Below are 15,137 nucleotides of genomic sequence, written 5' to 3' on the forward strand. Positions count from 1 at the left end.
CATAAGCACCGTCGCCTCCGGGACGCGCGCTCGCCGCGGCGCTCGGACGGCTCACCGGGCGGCGTTGAGCGCTGCGAACGGCTGCCGGGGCCCGGCGCGAACGTCACTCGTACCGCTCGCGCTCGGCGAACGCCACCTCGTCGCCGTACCGGTCGACGAGCGGCTGGAACGCGCGGCCGAGGGTTCGCATACACTCGGCGGTCGAGACGTAGCCGAGCTCGTCGGCGACGGTCTCCCACTCGTGTGCCTGGAGTACTTTTCGGACGAGGAGTCGCTCCTCGCGCGCCGAGAGGTCGACCGCTCGATCGCGGGCCCGCTCGCTCCCCGCTCTCGTGTTCGAGACTTCCGTCCAGTCAGCACCGCTGTCGAGCAGGTGCGCGAGCGCGAGCTGACGGAACGGCCGCGGCGCCGCGTCCGCGAGCCCGGGGCCGTACGCCGCCGCAACGGTCAGGCGCCACTCGTAGGCGCTGCAGTCGACGACGGAGTGGCCGGCGGCGTCGCAGGCGGCGAGCGCCGCTCGGACCACGTCCGGGTCGAGGTCCGAGAGCGCGTCCGAGAACACCGCGCCGATGCGCTCGCGGAACCAGCGACCGTGGCGGCGCGCGAGCGCGCGGCCCTCGTCGCTCGTCGGCCGGAGCATGAGCGCCGAGTGCTCGCCGCTTGCGGCGTTGCGAGTCGTCGCGAGGTGGACCGTCCGATAGCCGTTTTCGGCCCAGAAGTCGAGCAGGTCGGGCGTCGCGCCGAACCCCGTTCCGAGGTAGTCGACCCCGTCGCCAGTCTCCGATTCGATCTCGCCCAACAGCAGCGAGCCGAGCCCGCGACGTCTGACGGCGTGGTGGGTCGCGATGCGCATGACCCGGTGGCCGACCGGCGCGGCCGCCTCGGGGTCGCGGAGCTGACTCGTCAGGACGTCCGGGAGCATGTTCCCGCGGACGCGCTCGCCGTCGTACATCGCCTCACGGGTCGCGGCGTCCAAGCCCCCCTCGCGGGCGAGCAGCGCGACCGAGACGACGTGTCCACCGTAGGTGAGCGCGCGGAGCGAGAGGTTCGGCGCGTCCAGCAGGCGCGCGAGGTCGTCCGGCTCGGTCCGGTAGTGTGCGAGCACGAGCAGGCCGAACGCCTCCCCGAGGAGGTGTTCGTCGGCGAGGAGGTCGTCGGGGTCGAGCGCCCGGTAGTCGACGGTCTCTGGCGTCGCGTCGGCGACCGCGGCGTCCACCGTGGGCCGGGCGTCGAGCATGAGCGCGCGGAACGCCCACCCTTCGACCGGGTCGCCGCGGGCGTACCGAATGGGGTCGTCCATCCGCACGTCGGTCACCCGCCGGTCCGCCTCCTCCAACCGGCCGCGGAACCGGACGGAGAACCCCGGCCCGCGCCCTCGTAGCCGTGAACGGTGGTGACGAACGCCGCCGCGGGCGCGTCCAGCAGCCCGGCCAGCAGGCGGACCGGGAGCGCGGCCGCCTCGTCGGCGATGACGACGTCCGCGTCGCCGGCGGCGTCGACCGCCTCGGCCGGCGGGAGAAAGCGGATCCGACCACCTCCGTCCGCGTCACCGGCGCCGTCGGCCGCTCTCGAGGGGACGATGCGTCGCTGCTCGTCGACCGCGAGCGACGTGTCCAGATCGGCCAGGAGCGCACGCGCCCGATCGAACAGCGCGCTCGCCCCGCTGAACGACGGCGAGGTCACCAGCACGTCCCGACCCTCGACCGCGAGGCTCGCCGCGGCGATGCCGGCGGCGCTGGATTTCCCGCGGCCTCGGTCGGCCTCGACGACCACCGCCTCGGGGCGATCGTCGGTCGCTCCCCCAGGCGCTCCAGCGCGGAGAGCGCGCGCGACTGGTCCCGGGTCAGGCACGACTCGTACGCGACGGCGGGAAAGCCGGCATCGGTCGGGGTCCTCGGCTCCGTGGCGGGTGGCGGCGCATCGGCGCCGGTCAGGCCGTCGCGTTCGATCTCGTCCGGACCGCCGGCGGCGTCTCGATCTGGGCCGTCCTCCCGATCGGCCCCGTCGTCGCGGTGGTCGTCAGTCTCGTCGTCGGTGTTCTCGTCGTCGCCGGCGTCGGTATCCCCGTCGGAGTCATCCGTCCCGCCGTCGCCGTCGTCATCGGCTGCGCCGACCGCGACGATCGCGACGCCCGGGTGCCGGCGGAGGGTGTCGACGAGTCGGGTCCGAAACCGTCCGGAGACGTCGTCGATGCCGAACGGCGGGACCGCGAGCGACTCGTCGAAGGCGTCGCGGCGGTCGGGCCACTCCGAGAGCGGCGGCGCGAGGAGGACGTACAGGCCGCCGCCGTCGACGGCGCCGACGGACTGGCCGACGGCGTTCGGCGAGAACTCCGCGAACGCGTCCAGAAGGACGGCCTGCCGCGTGGTCCCGAGCAGCCGAGCGGCGTGTTTTGGCCGGTGGCGCTCGAACCGGATCCCCTCGCGCGTCGAGAGGAGCGCGACCTCCTCGTCGGGGAGTTCGGCGGCCTCGACGACGGTGAAGGCGGCGTCGAGACAGTCGTCGCGCTCGCCGTGAAGCACGAGCAGGCGTCGCTGGTCGGTCCGGCGCGCTTCCGCGCGGAGGTCGGCCGCGAGCGTCGCGAGCGCGTCGCGTGTCACGCCGTGATGTCCTCGGGCCGGGGGCTTGCGCGTTTCGACCGCAGCCGCCGACGGGTCTCGACGCGCATCGCCAGCCTCTCGTCGCCGTCGGCGGGACTACCGGTATGCACCCGACCGATCTCACCCGGCGCATCGAGCCCGGCATGCCCGTCTACCCGGGCGACCCCGGCGTCTCAGCCGAGTCGACCGCGACGATGGACGCGGAGGGCTACCGCGTTACCCGGCTGTCGTTCACGACCCACGTCGGCACGCACATCGACGCGCCGGCGCACATGGAGCCCGACGGCGCGACCCTCGACGAGTACGAAATCGCGGACTTCCGGTTCGATGCCCGGCTGGTGGACCTCGCCGGCGAGGGCGACGAGGGCGGACTCGACGCCCGAGCACCGATCACGCCGTCGGCGCTCCCCGACGACGCCGGAGGTGCGGACATGCTCGTCCTCCGAACCGGCTGGGGAGGGTACTGGGGCGACGAACGCTACTTCGATCACCCGTACCTGACGTCGGCAGCGGCTCGGCACGTCGCGGGCCTGGACTGTGCAGTCGGCCTCGACACGATCAACCCCGATCCGACACCCACGGCACAAGCGAGCGACGACGAACCGGACGGCGTCCCGGCACACCGCGAACTGCTCGGCTCGGGTCGATTCATCGTCGAGAATCTCGATCTCGGTGGCGACCTCCCGGAGCGGTTCACGCTTCGCGCGTACCCGCTCCGGGTCGACGCTGACGGGGCGCCCGTCCGGGCGGTCGCCGAGAGGGTGCCGGAGCCGCGCTGAACGGCGTCGACCCCGTGCAGTCCTCCGATCGGAGAGTGCCGGCACCTGCCGTGGGCCGGCCTCACACGGCCGCGAAGCATTGAACACGTTTATACGGCCTTCCCGATTACGGATGGAGTACGACCTGCTCGGGGTCGTGACCCGCTCCGTCGTCAGGGACTTACGACCGGCGGAGGTGTCGAGCCACCGAGCGGGAAGCCACACAACAATGTCAGTCTACGTCGACTACGAGACCCCTGCGGACCTCGCGGAGCGAAGCCTCGACGCGCTCGAGGTCGCCCGCGACACCGGCATCGTGAAGAAAGGAACCAACGAGACGACCAAGGCGGTCGAGCGCGGCAACGCCAAGCTCGTGTACATCGCCGAGGACGTCGAGCCCGAAGAGATCGTCATGCACCTCCCCGAACTCTGCGAGGAGAAGGGCATCGCCTACGTCTTCATCGAGACGCAGGACGATGTCGGCCACGCCGCCGGCCTCGAGGTCGGCTCCGCGGCCGCCGCCGTCACCGAGACGGGCGACGCCGAGGAGGACATCGACGACATCGCCGGGAAGGTCGAGGAACTGCGGTAAGCCACCATGTCCGCTGAAGAGCAAGAGAGCGGCTCCACGCCCGCCGAGGTCGTCGAGATCGTCGGCAAGACCGGGATGCACGGCGAGGCCATGCAGGTCAAGTGCCGCATCCAAGAGGGCGAAAACCAGGGCCGCATCATCACGCGGAACGTCCTGGGTCCCGTCCGGATGGGGGACATCCTCCAGCTGCGCGAGACTCAGCGCGACGCCGACTCCATCGGAGGTCAGTAAGCCAATGCCCCAGCAACGAGACTGTGACTACTGCGGCGCCGACATCGAGCCCGGCACGGGCACGATGTTCGTCAGCGTCGACGGCAGCGTCACGCACTTCTGTTCGGCCAAGTGCGAGAAGAATGCGGATCTGGGTCGCGAAGCGCGCGACCTTGACTGGACGGCGGAGGGACGCGAGTGAGCGAACACGACGAGCGGACGTTCGTGATGGTGAAGCCCGACGGCGTCCAGCGCGGGCTCATCGGGGACGTCGTCTCCCGCTTCGAGCAGCGCGGCCTGAAGCTCGTCGGCGCGAAGTTCATGCAGATCGACGAGGATCTGGCCCACGAGCACTACGGCGAGCACGAGGGGAAGCCGTTTTTCGAGGGCCTCGTCGAGTTCATCACCTCCGGCCCCGTCTTCGCGATGGTGTGGGAGGGCGCCGACGCGACCGCGCAGGTCCGGGCGATGATGGGCGAGACCGACCCCGCCGACTCCGCCCCGGGCACGATCCGCGGCGACTTCGGCCTCGATCTCGGCCACAACGTCATCCACGGCTCCGACCACGAGGACGAGGGCGCCAACGAGCGCGAGATCGCCCTCTTCTTCGACGAGGACGAGCTCGTCGACTGGGACCTCGACGCGGCGTCGTGGGTCTACGAGGACGAATAGCGCTCTCACGCACGGGCGCCGACCGCCCGCGGTTCTTTTGCGCGTCCGACACGTACCGCCGCACGTGAAGCGACAGGCATCCTCACTCACGACGGTCGTGTTCGGTCTCGCCGGGTTCGCGTTCCCGGAACGTACCATCGACTACGCGAAGCAGCTGTTCCTCGCGGGCTACGAGAACCCGGAGGATCTGGAGCCGAGCGACTGGTACGTCTCGCTCACCCGGTGGGGCTCGCTGCTCGTCGCCGTCGGCGCTCTGCTCGAGTTCGTCATCGACCGCCGGGACGCCGCGACGGAACCGGCCGGAGAAGACGCCGACGACGGCGACGAGTAGCCCCGACGCCGGCGGCGCGCTCAGTCGAGCCGCTCGCTCGTCTCCGCGTACCGCTCCCCGAGCGCCGTGTAGTGGGCGGCGGCCGCCCGCGTCGGCGGATCCTCCAACTCCGTCTTCGGCTCGGCCGGCACACCCGCCACGAGCGTCCGCGGCGGTATCTCCGTCCCCTCGGTGACAACTGCGCCGGCGCCGACGACCGCCTCCTCGCCGACGCGTGCGTCGTCGAGGACGACCGCGTTCATGCCGACGAGCGCGCCCTCGGCGACGGTCGCGGCGTGGACGACAGCGCTGTGGCCGACCGTCACTTCCGGTTCGAGGACGGCGTCCTCGTGGAGCACCGCGCCGTCTTGCACGTTCGACTCGCGCCCGACGACGATCCGACCGTGGTCGCCGCGCAGTGTCGCGTTCGGCCAGACGCTCGCGCCCGCGCGCAGCTCCACGTCGCCGATGACGACGGCCGCCTCGTCGACGTACGCCGAGTCGGCGACGTCCGGCTCCGTCCCGTCGAAGGATCTGATCACGCATGTCGGTGCGCGGCTCCGCCGCTTGAAGCTGTGGGGGCGTCGACCCGACGGACCGAACGATCCCAACGACAGCATACAAGCCCGCCGGCGTGCAAGCGCGGGCATGGTCACGTTCCTCGCCGGCGGCACCGGCACGCCGAAGCTCCTCGACGGCGCCGCGGGCGTGTTCGCACCCGCCGAAACGACCGTCGTCGGGAACACCGGCGACGACGTGGAACTCGGCGGGCACCTCGTGTGCCCAGACATCGACACAGTCCTGTTCCACGGCGGCGGCGTCCTCGACACGGAGCGGTGGTGGGGGATCGCCGGCGACACGACCGAGACCAACGAGGAACTCGACCGTCTCGCCGACGCCGCGGGACTGGACGGCGGTCCCCGCTACCTCCCCGACGAGGCGCAGATCACCGGGCGCGAACTCGCTCGCTGGCGCCGGTTCTCGGGGGTCGCAGAGTTCATGGAGATCGGCGACCGCGACCGGGCGGTCCACGTCACTCGCACCTCGCTGCTCGACGAGGGGCGCTCGCTCACCGAGGTCACCCGGACGCTCGCGGACGCCTTCGGGCTCGACGTCGACCTGATCCCGATGAGCGACGATCCCGTCGCAACGATCGTCCACACCGAGGACGGCTCCATGCACTTTCAGGAGTACTGGGTCGCGAACCGAGGGCAACCCGCTGTCGAGGACGTTGAGTTCCGCGGGAGCGACGCCGCGACGGCGACCGAGGCGGTCCGTACCGCACTCCGCGACGAGGTAGTGATCGGCCCCTCGAACCCGGTGACGAGCATCGGCCCGATGCTCGCGCTCGACGGCGTCCGGGAGGCGCTCGCGGAGACGACCGTCGTCGCCGTCTCGCCGTTCGTCGAGGACCGCGTGTTCTCCGGTCCGGCCGCCGACCTCATGCGCGGCGTCGGTCGCGATCCGAGCACCGCGGGCGTCGCCGACGCGTATCCGTTCGCCGACGCGTTCGTGCTGGACGACGAGGACGACACCGACCTCGATCGGCCGGTCGTCCGCACCGACACGCGGATCGACGGCGCCGCCGACGCGGAGCGCGTCGCACGCGCCTGTCGGGAGGCGCTGGAGGTGGCTGAGTGACCGGGCCCGTCGCCGGCGACCACCGCGGCGGAGAGAACGGCGGCGCCAACGGCGGGGAGAACAGCGGCGACAGTGGCGACGACGAACGCGCCGCTCGCTCGGCGTCGGCCGCCGACCTCGGAATCGACCCCCGCTCGCGCTCGCGAGCCTCTCCGGCGACTCGGATGCCGACTGGGCTCGCGCCGGCGACGACGACGCCGGCGCGGCGTTCCTCGGGGGAATCGCGCTCGACAGCGAGAGCCGGGAGGCCGCGCGCGCGATGGTCGCCGACCGCGATCGAACGGAGTTCCTCCCCGGGGATCCCCTCGCGTGGATCGGCGATACACTCGACGCGGTCGCGGACGCGGACCTCCGCCCCGGCGTGAACGTCCGCGCGACGAGCGCGTCGGCGATCCGCGACGCGGCCGCCGTCTGCGCCGAGCGCGACGCGATGCTCGAGGTGAATGCGCACTGCCGTCAGGCGGAGCTGTGTGCCGTCGGCTGCGGCGAGACGCTGCTGTCCGACACCGAGCGCCTGTCCGAGTACGTCGCCGCGGCGGCCGAGACCGGCGCCGACGTGAGCGTGAAGGTGCGCGCGGAGGTCCGCGGCGTCGACCTCGCGGACACGGCGCGGGCGGTCTCCGACGCGGGCGCCGACGCGATCCACGTGGACGCGATGGACTCCGAAGCGGTCGTGAGAGCAGTGAAACGCGCGGCCCCCGAGTTGGTCGTGATCGCGAACAACGGGGTTCGCGACCGGGCGACCGTTCGAGAGTACCTCGCGAACGGCGCTGACGCGGTCAGCGTCGGCCGCCCGAGCGACGACGAACGGGTGCTCCGGCGCGTGTGCGCGGCCGTCCGCGAGCGGACCGAGGACGATGCGTCTGCAGACGGCAGTCGGTCAGTCGACGGCGACGCCGAGCGCCCGGAGGTGCCGCGGTGACCGACGCGAGGACCGGCCGGGCTCGCCGTCGTCGCGGCCCGGCGGCCAACGCCGAGTTGGCCCTCCTGCTGGAGGTCGCCGGGACGCCGAAGCCGGGGAACGTCGACCGCGCGCGCGACCTCGCGGATCTCCGGTTCGAACAGTTCCTCGCGGGTGCGGTCGGCGCCCGGCCGGGACTGGCGCGCGCGGCCGCCAGCGACGCGGTCGGCGACGCGTTCGAGACGGCGGTCGCCGGGATGAGCGAACAGTCGGGCGGAAACACGCAGTTCGGCTGTCTCCTCCTGTTGACGCCGCTCGTGCGCGCGGCGGCGGCCGATGACCGCGCGCTCTCGCCCGACGGCGTATCCGCGGTCTGTGAATCGACGACCGTCGATGACGCCGCCGGCTTCTACCGGGCGTTCGAGCACGTCGACGTGGCGGTCACCGACCCGCCCGAGGGGATGGACGCGCTCGACGTTCGCCGCGGCGCCGACGCGGTCCCGGAACTCCGCGAGCGCGGGCTGACGTTGTTCGACATGCTGCACGAGTCGGCCGCGCCGATCGACAATCGGGGGACGCCCGGCGACGCAAACGCTCACGAGTGGGTCGAGGGGTTCCCGCGGACGTTCCGCGCGGCCGACGCGATCCGCGCGGACGACGGACCTGTCTCGGACCGCGCGGCGCGGGCGTTTCTCGACCTGCTCGCGGAGGCCGAGGACACGCTCGTCCGGACGCAACACGGCCCAGAGGTCGCTCGTGAGGTGTGCGATCGCGCGGCGTCGATCGAGTCGGTCGAGGAGGCGGACGCGTGGGGAGACGAGTTGGTCGAGCGCGGGATCAACCCCGGGACGACCGCCGACGTCACGGCCGCGGCGCTGTTCGTCGCGCTCGAACGCGGGGTGGCGGTGTGAACGATCGCGGGCCCGGCTCCGAGTCCGACCGGGAGAACCCCGCCGACGGCGGCGACGACGCGACGGCCGACTGGCCCGTCGACCTCGCTGGCGTCACCGAGTCGGTGGTCGCGACGCTCGGCCCGAATGGGCTGTGGAACCTCGCGGCGCTCGGCCTCCACGCGCCCGAACGCGACGGCCGCGACCCAGACGCGCCGGTGCGCGCGCGGACGTGGGGACGCACCCGAACGTGGCGAAACTTCACCGAACGCGGCGGCGGCGTCGTCCAGTTCGTCGCCGACCCGCGCGATTTCGTCGACGCCGCGGCCACGGTGCGCGAAGCGGAGCGCCCCGTCCTCGGGTCGGCGGACGCGTGGGCCGAGGTGACCGTCGAACGCGTCGACGACGGCGAGCGCGGCGGGACGGAGTGGGTCGACTGGCACCTGCGGGTGGCGGACGCGGCCGTCGAGCGGACGGCCGTTCGGACGATCAACCGCGGATTCGGCGCCGTGATCGATGCCACGGTCGCCGTCTCCCGGCTCGACGTGCCGGCCTACGACACCGAGGAACTGCTGGCGCGGCTGGCGTACTTCGCGGACGTGGTCGAGCGGTGCGGCGGGCCCGCCGAGCGCGAGGCGTTCGACCGGCTGCGCGAAGTGAGCGGGTGGGACGACCGCGGTCGCTGAGCGGAGCCGGACCGCGGTCACCGAGCGGATTTGGACCGCGGCGGCGCGGAGCGGCGAGTAGCGACGAAGCCGCCCCGGAACGAACGCTTTTAGTTCGCGTTTCCTGTACCGTTGCGCATGGCGATCAAACCGAAGTACGTCAAGCAGCTGGCGACGCTGCTCCTGGAGAAGTACCCGCAGTCGTTCAACACCGACTTCGAGACGAACAAAGAGAACGTCACGAAGCTGACCAACGTGGAGTCCAAGGGCGTCCGCAACCGCATCGCGGGCTACATCACGCGAAAGAAGGCCAGCAGCGCGGCGTCGGCGTAACCGAGTCTCTGAGTTCTCGCGCGGACCGACCCCCCGAGCGGCGGCGCCGGCGCACGCAACCGACAGGTTGAACGACGCGGGCCGCCCGTCCCCGATATGTCGAGTTCATCGTTCGCGGACCGGCTGGGAACGTCGCCCGAGGCGGCGTACCTCGGGGGCGTCCTCGCGGCCGTCGTCGCGATCGCCGCGGCCGCGCTCGCGTTCCCGGAGGCGGTGTACGACGGGTTCATCTGGCACTACTTCTGGGGGCCGGTGCAAGCGGACGCCAACTCCGCGGTCTGTGCAATCCGGCCCGGCAGCACCGTCGAGTATCTCTACTCCAGTGCGGAGTGTTCGGCCGCCGCGGAACCGGTCGCGTACCCGGGCTACACGCTGGTGTCGGAGGTCGGGTACGTCGTCATCCTGCTGGTCGCGCTCGCGGGCGTCTCGCTGCTGCTTCGCCGGCTGGACATCGCCCGGACGACCGACTTCTTCCTCGCGCTCGTCCCGCTGTTCGTCTTCGGTGGAGCCCTGCGCGTCGTCGAGGACGCCGACAACGCGATGTCAGACGCGCTGTTCCCGTACCCGTGGGACACGCTGATCATCAGCCCGTTCATCTACTTCACCGTCTTCGGGATCACGCTTGCGCTCGTCGTCGCGGCCGTCTGGCTGGCCGGCAGCGGGGTGGTCGACAGCATCGAGCGCCCGATCCTCCTGTCGGGCATCGCGCTCAACGTCGTCACGATCGGCTTTCTCGCCGCGCTCGCGATGACCCCGGGGAACCCGGTCACGTTCTACCCGCAGGTGATCGGCGTCATCCTCGTCGGCACCGCGGTCTCGACGGCGGCGACGTGGTACGCGACGAAGGCGTGGATCCCGTGGGTTCACTCGGGCACTGGCACGGCCGGGGTCGTCGTCCTCGCGGCCCACGCGCTCGACGGCGTCGCGAACGTCGTCGGTCTCGACTACATGGTCGCGCTCGGCGCCGGCCCGAACCTCGTTCCGAAACACCCCGTCAACCAGTTCGTCGTCGACACCGCCGGCGCCGCGTGGCCGTTCCTCGTCGTGAAACTCGTCGCCGCCGTGTTCGTGCTCGCCATCTTCGAGGAGGAACTGTTCGAGGAGTCGCCGCGCTATGCGGTCCTACTGCTCATCGCGGTGACGGCGGTCGGAATGGGCCCCGGGACGCGGGACATGCTGCGCGCGACGTTCGGGATCTGAGGCCAGGCAGCGAGCCCCGATGGGGCCGGGTCAGTTCTTCGGCGTTACGACCGCGGCGAGCGTCTGCGTCTCGATCGTCTCGTCGCGGACGTGGAACGTGTCGGTCGCGAATTCGTAGGTGTTGTCCGGCGTCTCCGCGTGCCAGACGATGTACGCGATGTCGTCCTCGACGACCTGCTCGTCCAGGTGGAAGTCGACCCCCTCCTGTTCGAACTCCGCGAACAGCCCCTCGAACAGACTCCGGATCTCGTCGAGGCCGCGGAACGTCCCGCTCGTGTTCGTGACGACGACGGAGTCGTCGTCGTAGTCCGCCAGCACCTCCTCCATGTTCTGGTTCGCGAACGCGTCCAGGTGGTGGTCGAGAACCGATTCGGTCGCCGCCGATGGGCTCGTGGATGCCATGGGAGATCGGTTCATCGGTTCGACAGCAACGGGGAACTGCGTATCGTCAGAAAACAGTCGATTGTGTGTGGGATGTGTCGGGGCGGTCCCGAGCAGCGTGCGGCGTCGGTTCGCGGTTACTCCAGCACGACGAGCACGTCGCCCATGTCGACGGAGTCGCCCTCGCCGACGAGCACCTGGCTCACGACGCCGCCCTTGTCGGCGACCACGTCGTTCTCCATCTTCATCGCCTCCAGCACGCACACCACGTCGCCGGCCGCGACCTCCTCGCCCTCCTCGACGTCGACCGAGAGGATCGTGCCCTGCATCTCGGCGGCGATCGCCTCGCCGTCGCCCTCGACGACGACCTCGTCGTCGCCGTCGTCCGCTTCGGCCACGTCGGGGCGCTCCATTCGACCGGCGCCCGCGCTGCCGCCGTTCGGCGTCGGAATCGCCGGCGCGCCGCGCTCCTCGAGACTCACCTCGAAGCGCTTGCCGTTCACCTCGACGGTGAACTCGCGCTCGGTCGACTCCTCGTCGTCGGCGTGGGATTCGCCCGCGGCATCGCCGGTTCCCCACCGCTCCTGTGCCTCCGCGAACGCAGAGCGGTCGGCCTCCTCGTCGAGGTACTTCGTCGTGTGGGTGCCCCCGACGAAGCGGTCGTCGGTGAGCATCAGCCGGTGGAACGGCACGATCGTGACGACGCCCTCGATGTCGTATTCAGCGAGCGCGCGCCGGGAGCGGGCGATGCACTCCTCGCGGTCGGAGGCGTGGACGATCAGCTTCGCGATCATCGAGTCGTAGTCGGTCACGAGGTCGTCGCCCTGGCGGAGGGCGTCGTCCATGCGGACGCCGATGCCGCCCGGCGGGTCGTACGTCTCGAGGCTCCCCTCGTTCGCGGGCGCGAAGTCGTTCGCGGCGTTCTCCGCGTTGATGCGGAACTCCATCGCGTGGCCCTCCAGTTCCACGTCGTCCTGCGAGAAGCCGATCTCCTCGCCGGCGGCGACGCGGAGCTGTTCTTTCACGATGTCGATGCCCGTCAGCTCCTCGGTGACGGTGTGCTCGACCTGGATCCGAGTGTTGACCTCGAGGAAGTAGAAGTTCGTCTCCGGCCCGAGCACCTCGCCGTCCTCGCGGTCGGTGTCCTCCTCCACGAGGAACTCGACCGTGCCGGCGTTGGTGTAATCCGCCGCGCGGACCCCGCGGCGGGCGGCCTCGCCGATCTGCTCGCGCAGGTCGTCCGACAGCGCCGGCGACGGCCCCTCCTCGATGACCTTCTGGTGGCGCCGCTGGAGCGAGCAGTCGCGCTCGCCGAGGTGGCGGACGTTGCCGTGGTGGTCGGCGACGATCTGGACCTCGATGTGGCGCGGGTTCTCCAGATACCGCTCCAGGTACACCGAGTCGTTCGAGAAGTACGCCTCCCCCTCGCGCTTGGCCGACTCGAGTTGGTCGGCTGCCTCGGCTTCGCCTTCGACGACTTTCATGCCGCGGCCGCCGCCGCCGCCCTCCGCTTTGATCGCGACGGGGTAGCCGTACTCGTCCCCGAAGTCGGTGACCTCCTCGGCCTCCGTGACGGGGTCGGTCGTCCCGGGGACGATGGGCACATCCGCCTCGGACATGATCGTCCGGGCTTTCGTCTTCTCGCCGAGCGACTCCATCGCCTCGCTATCCGGGCCGACCCACGTGATTCCCTCGGCCTCGCCGACCTTCGCGGCGAAGTCGGCGTTCTCCGCGAGGAAGCCGTAGCCGGGGTGGATCGCGTCCGCGCCGGCCTTGCGCGCGGCCTCGACGATCGCGTCCTGATCGAGGTACGAGTCGGCCGCGCGCGCCGGGCCGACGTTGTACGCCTCGTCGGCATAGCGGACGTGGCCGCCGTGTTTGTCGGCCTCGGAGTACACCGCGACCGTGTCGATGCCGAGTTCCTCGCAGGCGCGCATCACGCGCACCGCGATTTCGCCGCGGTTGGCGACGAGCACTTTGTCGAACCCCTGGGTTTCGGTCATTCTTGCGAAGTCGTTCCGCAGGCCGTCTACTCAAACCGTCGGTTCCAGATCGGCCGCGGGCCGATCGCAGCCGCCGCTCGCCGGATAACTACTCGGGCTTGAGTACGAATCTTCGCCGGAGCCGGCGGCAGTCAGCCGTGGACCGCCGCCTCAAAAGCGGTCCGCGCGGCCGCTCGCGGTCCACGCGTCCGTGGGAGCGCCCCGAGGGACGCGCGCGCCGCGACCGCCGAGGGCGTCGAGTCGCCCCGCGAACGCCCAGCGCTTGCCGTCCCAGGTGTCTTCGGCGTCGCCCTCGGCTGCCGCGGCCGCCGCCGCCTCCGAGTCGCGGACGTGCGCACCGACGGCCGCGAGGATGGCGGCCGCCTCCTCGTCGTCGGCGTCGTCCGGGAGCGTCAGGCGTTCTGCGACCGAGGAGTCGTCGTTCGTCATCTCAGATCGGGATGTTGCCGTGCTTCTTGTCTGGGAGCGAGTCGCGCTTCGACAGCAGCATCTCCAGGTCGTCGATGAGACGCGGGCGCGTCTCCGTCGGTTCGATCACGTCGTCGAGGAACCCCTTGTCGGCCGCGGTGTAGGGGTTGGCGAACTCCTCGCGGTACTCGTCGATCAGCTCCTGGCGCTTCGCCTCCGGGTCGTCGGCGTCGGCGAGTTCGTCGTCGTAGAGGATGTTCACCGCGCCCTTGGGACCCATCACGGCGATCTCGGCGGTCGGCCACGCGTAGTTCACGTCGCCGCCGATGTGCTTGGAGGCCATCACGTCGTACGCCCCGCCGTACGCCTTGCGCGTGATGAGCGTCAACAGCGGGACGGTCGCCTCGGAGTACGCGTACAGCAGCTTCGCGCCGTGGCGGATGATCCCCTCGTGCTCCTGGTCCGTTCCGGGCATGAACCCGGGCACGTCGACGAACGTGACGATCGGGACGTTGAACGCGTCACAGAAGCGGACGAAGCGCGCGCCCTTCTCGGAGGACTCGATGTCGAGGGTGCCGGCGTTGACGCGGGGCTGATTGGCGACGATGCCGACCGAATGGCCGTCGAGGCGCGCGAAGCCGGTGACGATGTTCTTCGCGAAGTCGGCGTGCGTCTCGAAGAACGACCCCTCGTCGACGACGCGGTCGACGACGTTCGTGATGTCGTACGGCTTGCGCGGCTGATCGGGAACGATCTCCGTCAGTTCCTCGTCGCGACGGTCGCGGTCGTCCCACGGCTCGACGCGCGGGGGATCCTCGACGTTGTTCTGCGGGAGGTACGACAGCAGGCGGCGCATGTCGTCGAGCGCCTCCTCCTCGGAGTCTTCTGCGAAGTGCGCGACGCCGGACGTCGAGGCGTGGGTCTGTGCGCCGCCGAGCTCCTCGAAGCTCACTTCCTCGCCCGTGACGGTCTTGATGACTTCCGGGCCGGTGATGAACATGTGGCTGGACTCCTTCACCATGAAGACGAAGTCCGTGATGGCCGGGGAGTACACCGCGCCGCCGGCACAGGGACCCATGATCCCCGAGAGCTGCGGGATGACGCCGGAGGCCTCGGTGTTGCGGCGGAAGATCTCTGCGTAGCCGGCGAGCGAGCCGACGCCCTCCTGGATCCGCGCGCCAGCGGAGTCGTTGAGGCCGACGACGGGCGCGCCAACGTCCATCGCCTTGTCCATCACCTTACACACCTTCTCCGCGAACACCTCACCGAGCGAGCCGCCGAAGACGGTGAAGTCGTGGGCGAACACGAACGTCTTGCGCCCGTTGACCTCGCCGTAGCCCGTGACGACGCCGTCGCCCGGGATCTGTTTCTCCTCCATCCCGAACGTGTGGGTGTCGTGGGTGCGGAACTGGTCGAACTCGTGGAACGTGTCGTCGTCGAGGAAGTAGTCGATGCGCTCGCGCGCGGTCATTTTCCCCTTCTCGTGTTGGCGCTCGATACGGGCCTCGCCGCCCCCCTTCTCGGCGTCCGCGCGCTTCTCGCGCAGTTCCTCGATGCGGTCCTCCATCGTCAC

Annotated in this window: 17 protein-coding genes and 1 pseudogene; 12 read left to right on the top strand and 6 right to left on the bottom strand. The window is 70.8% G+C overall.

All coding sequences use genetic code 11. The features are described 5' to 3' along the window. Window positions 1-103 precede the first annotated feature (103 nt). A pseudogene (gene tmcA, locus P0Y41_RS01895) lies at window positions 104-2,522 on the bottom strand (tRNA(Met) cytidine acetyltransferase TmcA). A 182-nt stretch (window positions 2,523-2,704) separates the two neighbouring features. On the opposite strand from tmcA, the gene P0Y41_RS01900 reads away from it, so the two are divergent. The 6 genes from P0Y41_RS01900 (at window position 2,705) to P0Y41_RS01925 (ending at window position 5,163) form a co-directional block, all read left to right on the top strand. After that, window positions 2,705-3,379, top strand: coding sequence for a cyclase family protein (locus P0Y41_RS01900; RefSeq protein WP_284062324.1), 675 nt, complete (start codon window positions 2,705-2,707; stop codon window positions 3,377-3,379). Between the two features lie 208 nt (window positions 3,380-3,587). Beyond that, window positions 3,588-3,950, top strand: coding sequence for a 50S ribosomal protein L7Ae (gene rpl7ae, locus P0Y41_RS01905; RefSeq protein WP_159669356.1), 363 nt, complete (start codon window positions 3,588-3,590; stop codon window positions 3,948-3,950). Between the two features lie 6 nt (window positions 3,951-3,956). Further along, window positions 3,957-4,181 (top strand): 30S ribosomal protein S28e, encoded by a 225-nt coding sequence (locus tag P0Y41_RS01910; RefSeq protein WP_222607661.1) that lies wholly within the window; start codon window positions 3,957-3,959, stop codon window positions 4,179-4,181. Window positions 4,182-4,185: 4 nt separating this feature from the next. Continuing rightward, window positions 4,186-4,362 carry a 50S ribosomal protein L24e gene (locus P0Y41_RS01915; protein ID WP_234296341.1) on the top strand — a complete coding sequence of 59 codons (177 nt, stop codon included), beginning with the start codon at window positions 4,186-4,188 and terminating at the stop codon, window positions 4,360-4,362. Further along, a complete protein-coding gene (gene ndk / locus P0Y41_RS01920; RefSeq protein WP_345783173.1) occupies window positions 4,359-4,832 on the top strand; it encodes a nucleoside-diphosphate kinase in 474 nt (157 codons plus the stop codon). Before P0Y41_RS01915 ends, ndk begins: the two co-directional genes overlap by 4 nt. 64 nt (window positions 4,833-4,896) lie before the next feature. After that, window positions 4,897-5,163 (top strand): DUF6199 family natural product biosynthesis protein, encoded by a 267-nt coding sequence (locus P0Y41_RS01925; RefSeq protein ID WP_284062325.1) that lies wholly within the window; start codon window positions 4,897-4,899, stop codon window positions 5,161-5,163. Between the two features lie 20 nt (window positions 5,164-5,183). Here the strand turns inward: P0Y41_RS01925 and P0Y41_RS01930 are convergent, their stop codons facing one another. Further along, window positions 5,184-5,684 (bottom strand): gamma carbonic anhydrase family protein, encoded by a 501-nt coding sequence (locus tag P0Y41_RS01930; RefSeq protein WP_284062326.1) that lies wholly within the window; start codon window positions 5,682-5,684, stop codon window positions 5,184-5,186. A gap of 106 nt (window positions 5,685-5,790) precedes the next feature. Here P0Y41_RS01930 and cofD point away from each other — a divergent pair, with 106 nt between their 5' ends. The 6 genes from cofD to P0Y41_RS01960 all read left to right on the top strand — a co-directional run bounded on the left by cofD (window position 5,791) and on the right by P0Y41_RS01960 (window position 10,772). Continuing rightward, window positions 5,791-6,783 (top strand): 2-phospho-L-lactate transferase, encoded by a 993-nt coding sequence (gene cofD / locus P0Y41_RS01935; protein WP_284062327.1) that lies wholly within the window; start codon window positions 5,791-5,793, stop codon window positions 6,781-6,783. Window positions 6,784-7,042: 259 nt separating this feature from the next. Continuing rightward, window positions 7,043-7,705, top strand: a complete 663-nt coding sequence (locus P0Y41_RS01940) for a beta/alpha barrel domain-containing protein (RefSeq protein WP_284062328.1) — start codon at window positions 7,043-7,045, stop codon at window positions 7,703-7,705. Beyond that, the gene (locus P0Y41_RS01945; RefSeq protein ID WP_284062329.1) at window positions 7,702-8,595 is read left to right on the top strand and encodes a triphosphoribosyl-dephospho-CoA synthase; all 894 of its coding nucleotides are present in this window, start codon (window positions 7,702-7,704) and stop codon (window positions 8,593-8,595) included. The genes P0Y41_RS01940 and P0Y41_RS01945 overlap by 4 nt, the downstream gene beginning before the upstream one ends. Then, window positions 8,592-9,260, top strand: a complete 669-nt coding sequence (locus P0Y41_RS01950) for a DUF447 domain-containing protein (RefSeq protein WP_284062330.1) — start codon at window positions 8,592-8,594, stop codon at window positions 9,258-9,260. Before P0Y41_RS01945 ends, P0Y41_RS01950 begins: the two co-directional genes overlap by 4 nt. 117 nt (window positions 9,261-9,377) lie before the next feature. After that, window positions 9,378-9,572, top strand: a complete 195-nt coding sequence (locus tag P0Y41_RS01955) for a 30S ribosomal protein S17e (RefSeq protein ID WP_284062331.1) — start codon at window positions 9,378-9,380, stop codon at window positions 9,570-9,572. A gap of 96 nt (window positions 9,573-9,668) precedes the next feature. Beyond that, window positions 9,669-10,772: a DUF63 family protein gene (locus P0Y41_RS01960; protein ID WP_284062332.1), complete on the top strand. Its 1,104-nt coding sequence runs from the start codon at window positions 9,669-9,671 to the stop codon at window positions 10,770-10,772. A 30-nt stretch (window positions 10,773-10,802) separates the two neighbouring features. Here the strand turns inward: P0Y41_RS01960 and P0Y41_RS01965 are convergent, their stop codons facing one another. From P0Y41_RS01965 to P0Y41_RS01980, 4 genes are all read right to left on the bottom strand, one after another. Then, entirely contained in the window at window positions 10,803-11,174 is a 372-nt protein-coding gene (locus P0Y41_RS01965) for a nuclear transport factor 2 family protein (RefSeq protein ID WP_284062333.1), read from the bottom strand. A gap of 116 nt (window positions 11,175-11,290) precedes the next feature. Further along, complete coding sequence (locus P0Y41_RS01970) at window positions 11,291-13,156, bottom strand: acetyl-CoA carboxylase biotin carboxylase subunit (RefSeq protein ID WP_284062334.1); 1,866 nt, start codon at window positions 13,154-13,156, stop codon at window positions 11,291-11,293. Between the two features lie 150 nt (window positions 13,157-13,306). Next, window positions 13,307-13,585: a DUF8022 family protein gene (locus tag P0Y41_RS01975; RefSeq protein ID WP_284062335.1), complete on the bottom strand. Its 279-nt coding sequence runs from the start codon at window positions 13,583-13,585 to the stop codon at window positions 13,307-13,309. Between the two features lies 1 nt (window position 13,586). Further along, window positions 13,587-15,131: an acyl-CoA carboxylase subunit beta gene (locus P0Y41_RS01980; RefSeq protein WP_284063440.1), complete on the bottom strand. Its 1,545-nt coding sequence runs from the start codon at window positions 15,129-15,131 to the stop codon at window positions 13,587-13,589. Window positions 15,132-15,137: the final 6 nt, after the last annotated feature.

It is taken from the genome of Halobaculum halobium (assembly GCF_030127145.1).
In the GTDB taxonomy this organism is placed as follows: Archaea; Halobacteriota; Halobacteria; order Halobacteriales; family Haloferacaceae; genus Halobaculum; species Halobaculum halobium.

Excerpts from the sequence above, each read along its gene's own strand:
- P0Y41_RS01970 (WP_284062334.1), bottom strand. The coding sequence starts at position 13,156 with ATGACCGAAACCCAGGGGTTCGACAAAGTGCTCGTCGCCAACCGCGGC.
- rpl7ae (WP_159669356.1), top strand. The coding sequence starts at position 3,588 with ATGTCAGTCTACGTCGACTACGAGACCCCTGCGGACCTCGCGGAGCGA.
- cofD (WP_284062327.1), top strand. The coding sequence starts at position 5,791 with ATGGTCACGTTCCTCGCCGGCGGCACCGGCACGCCGAAGCTCCTCGAC.
- P0Y41_RS01900 (WP_284062324.1), top strand. The coding sequence starts at position 2,705 with ATGCACCCGACCGATCTCACCCGGCGCATCGAGCCCGGCATGCCCGTC.
- P0Y41_RS01980 (WP_284063440.1), bottom strand. The coding sequence starts at position 15,131 with ATGGAGGACCGCATCGAGGAACTGCGCGAGAAGCGCGCGGACGCCGAG.
- P0Y41_RS01965 (WP_284062333.1), bottom strand. The coding sequence starts at position 11,174 with ATGGCATCCACGAGCCCATCGGCGGCGACCGAATCGGTTCTCGACCAC.
- P0Y41_RS01955 (WP_284062331.1), top strand. The coding sequence starts at position 9,378 with ATGGCGATCAAACCGAAGTACGTCAAGCAGCTGGCGACGCTGCTCCTG.
- P0Y41_RS01910 (WP_222607661.1), top strand. The coding sequence starts at position 3,957 with ATGTCCGCTGAAGAGCAAGAGAGCGGCTCCACGCCCGCCGAGGTCGTC.
- P0Y41_RS01915 (WP_234296341.1), top strand. The coding sequence starts at position 4,186 with ATGCCCCAGCAACGAGACTGTGACTACTGCGGCGCCGACATCGAGCCC.
- P0Y41_RS01960 (WP_284062332.1), top strand. The coding sequence starts at position 9,669 with ATGTCGAGTTCATCGTTCGCGGACCGGCTGGGAACGTCGCCCGAGGCG.
- P0Y41_RS01940 (WP_284062328.1), top strand. The coding sequence starts at position 7,043 with ATGGTCGCCGACCGCGATCGAACGGAGTTCCTCCCCGGGGATCCCCTC.
- P0Y41_RS01975 (WP_284062335.1), bottom strand. The coding sequence starts at position 13,585 with ATGACGAACGACGACTCCTCGGTCGCAGAACGCCTGACGCTCCCGGAC.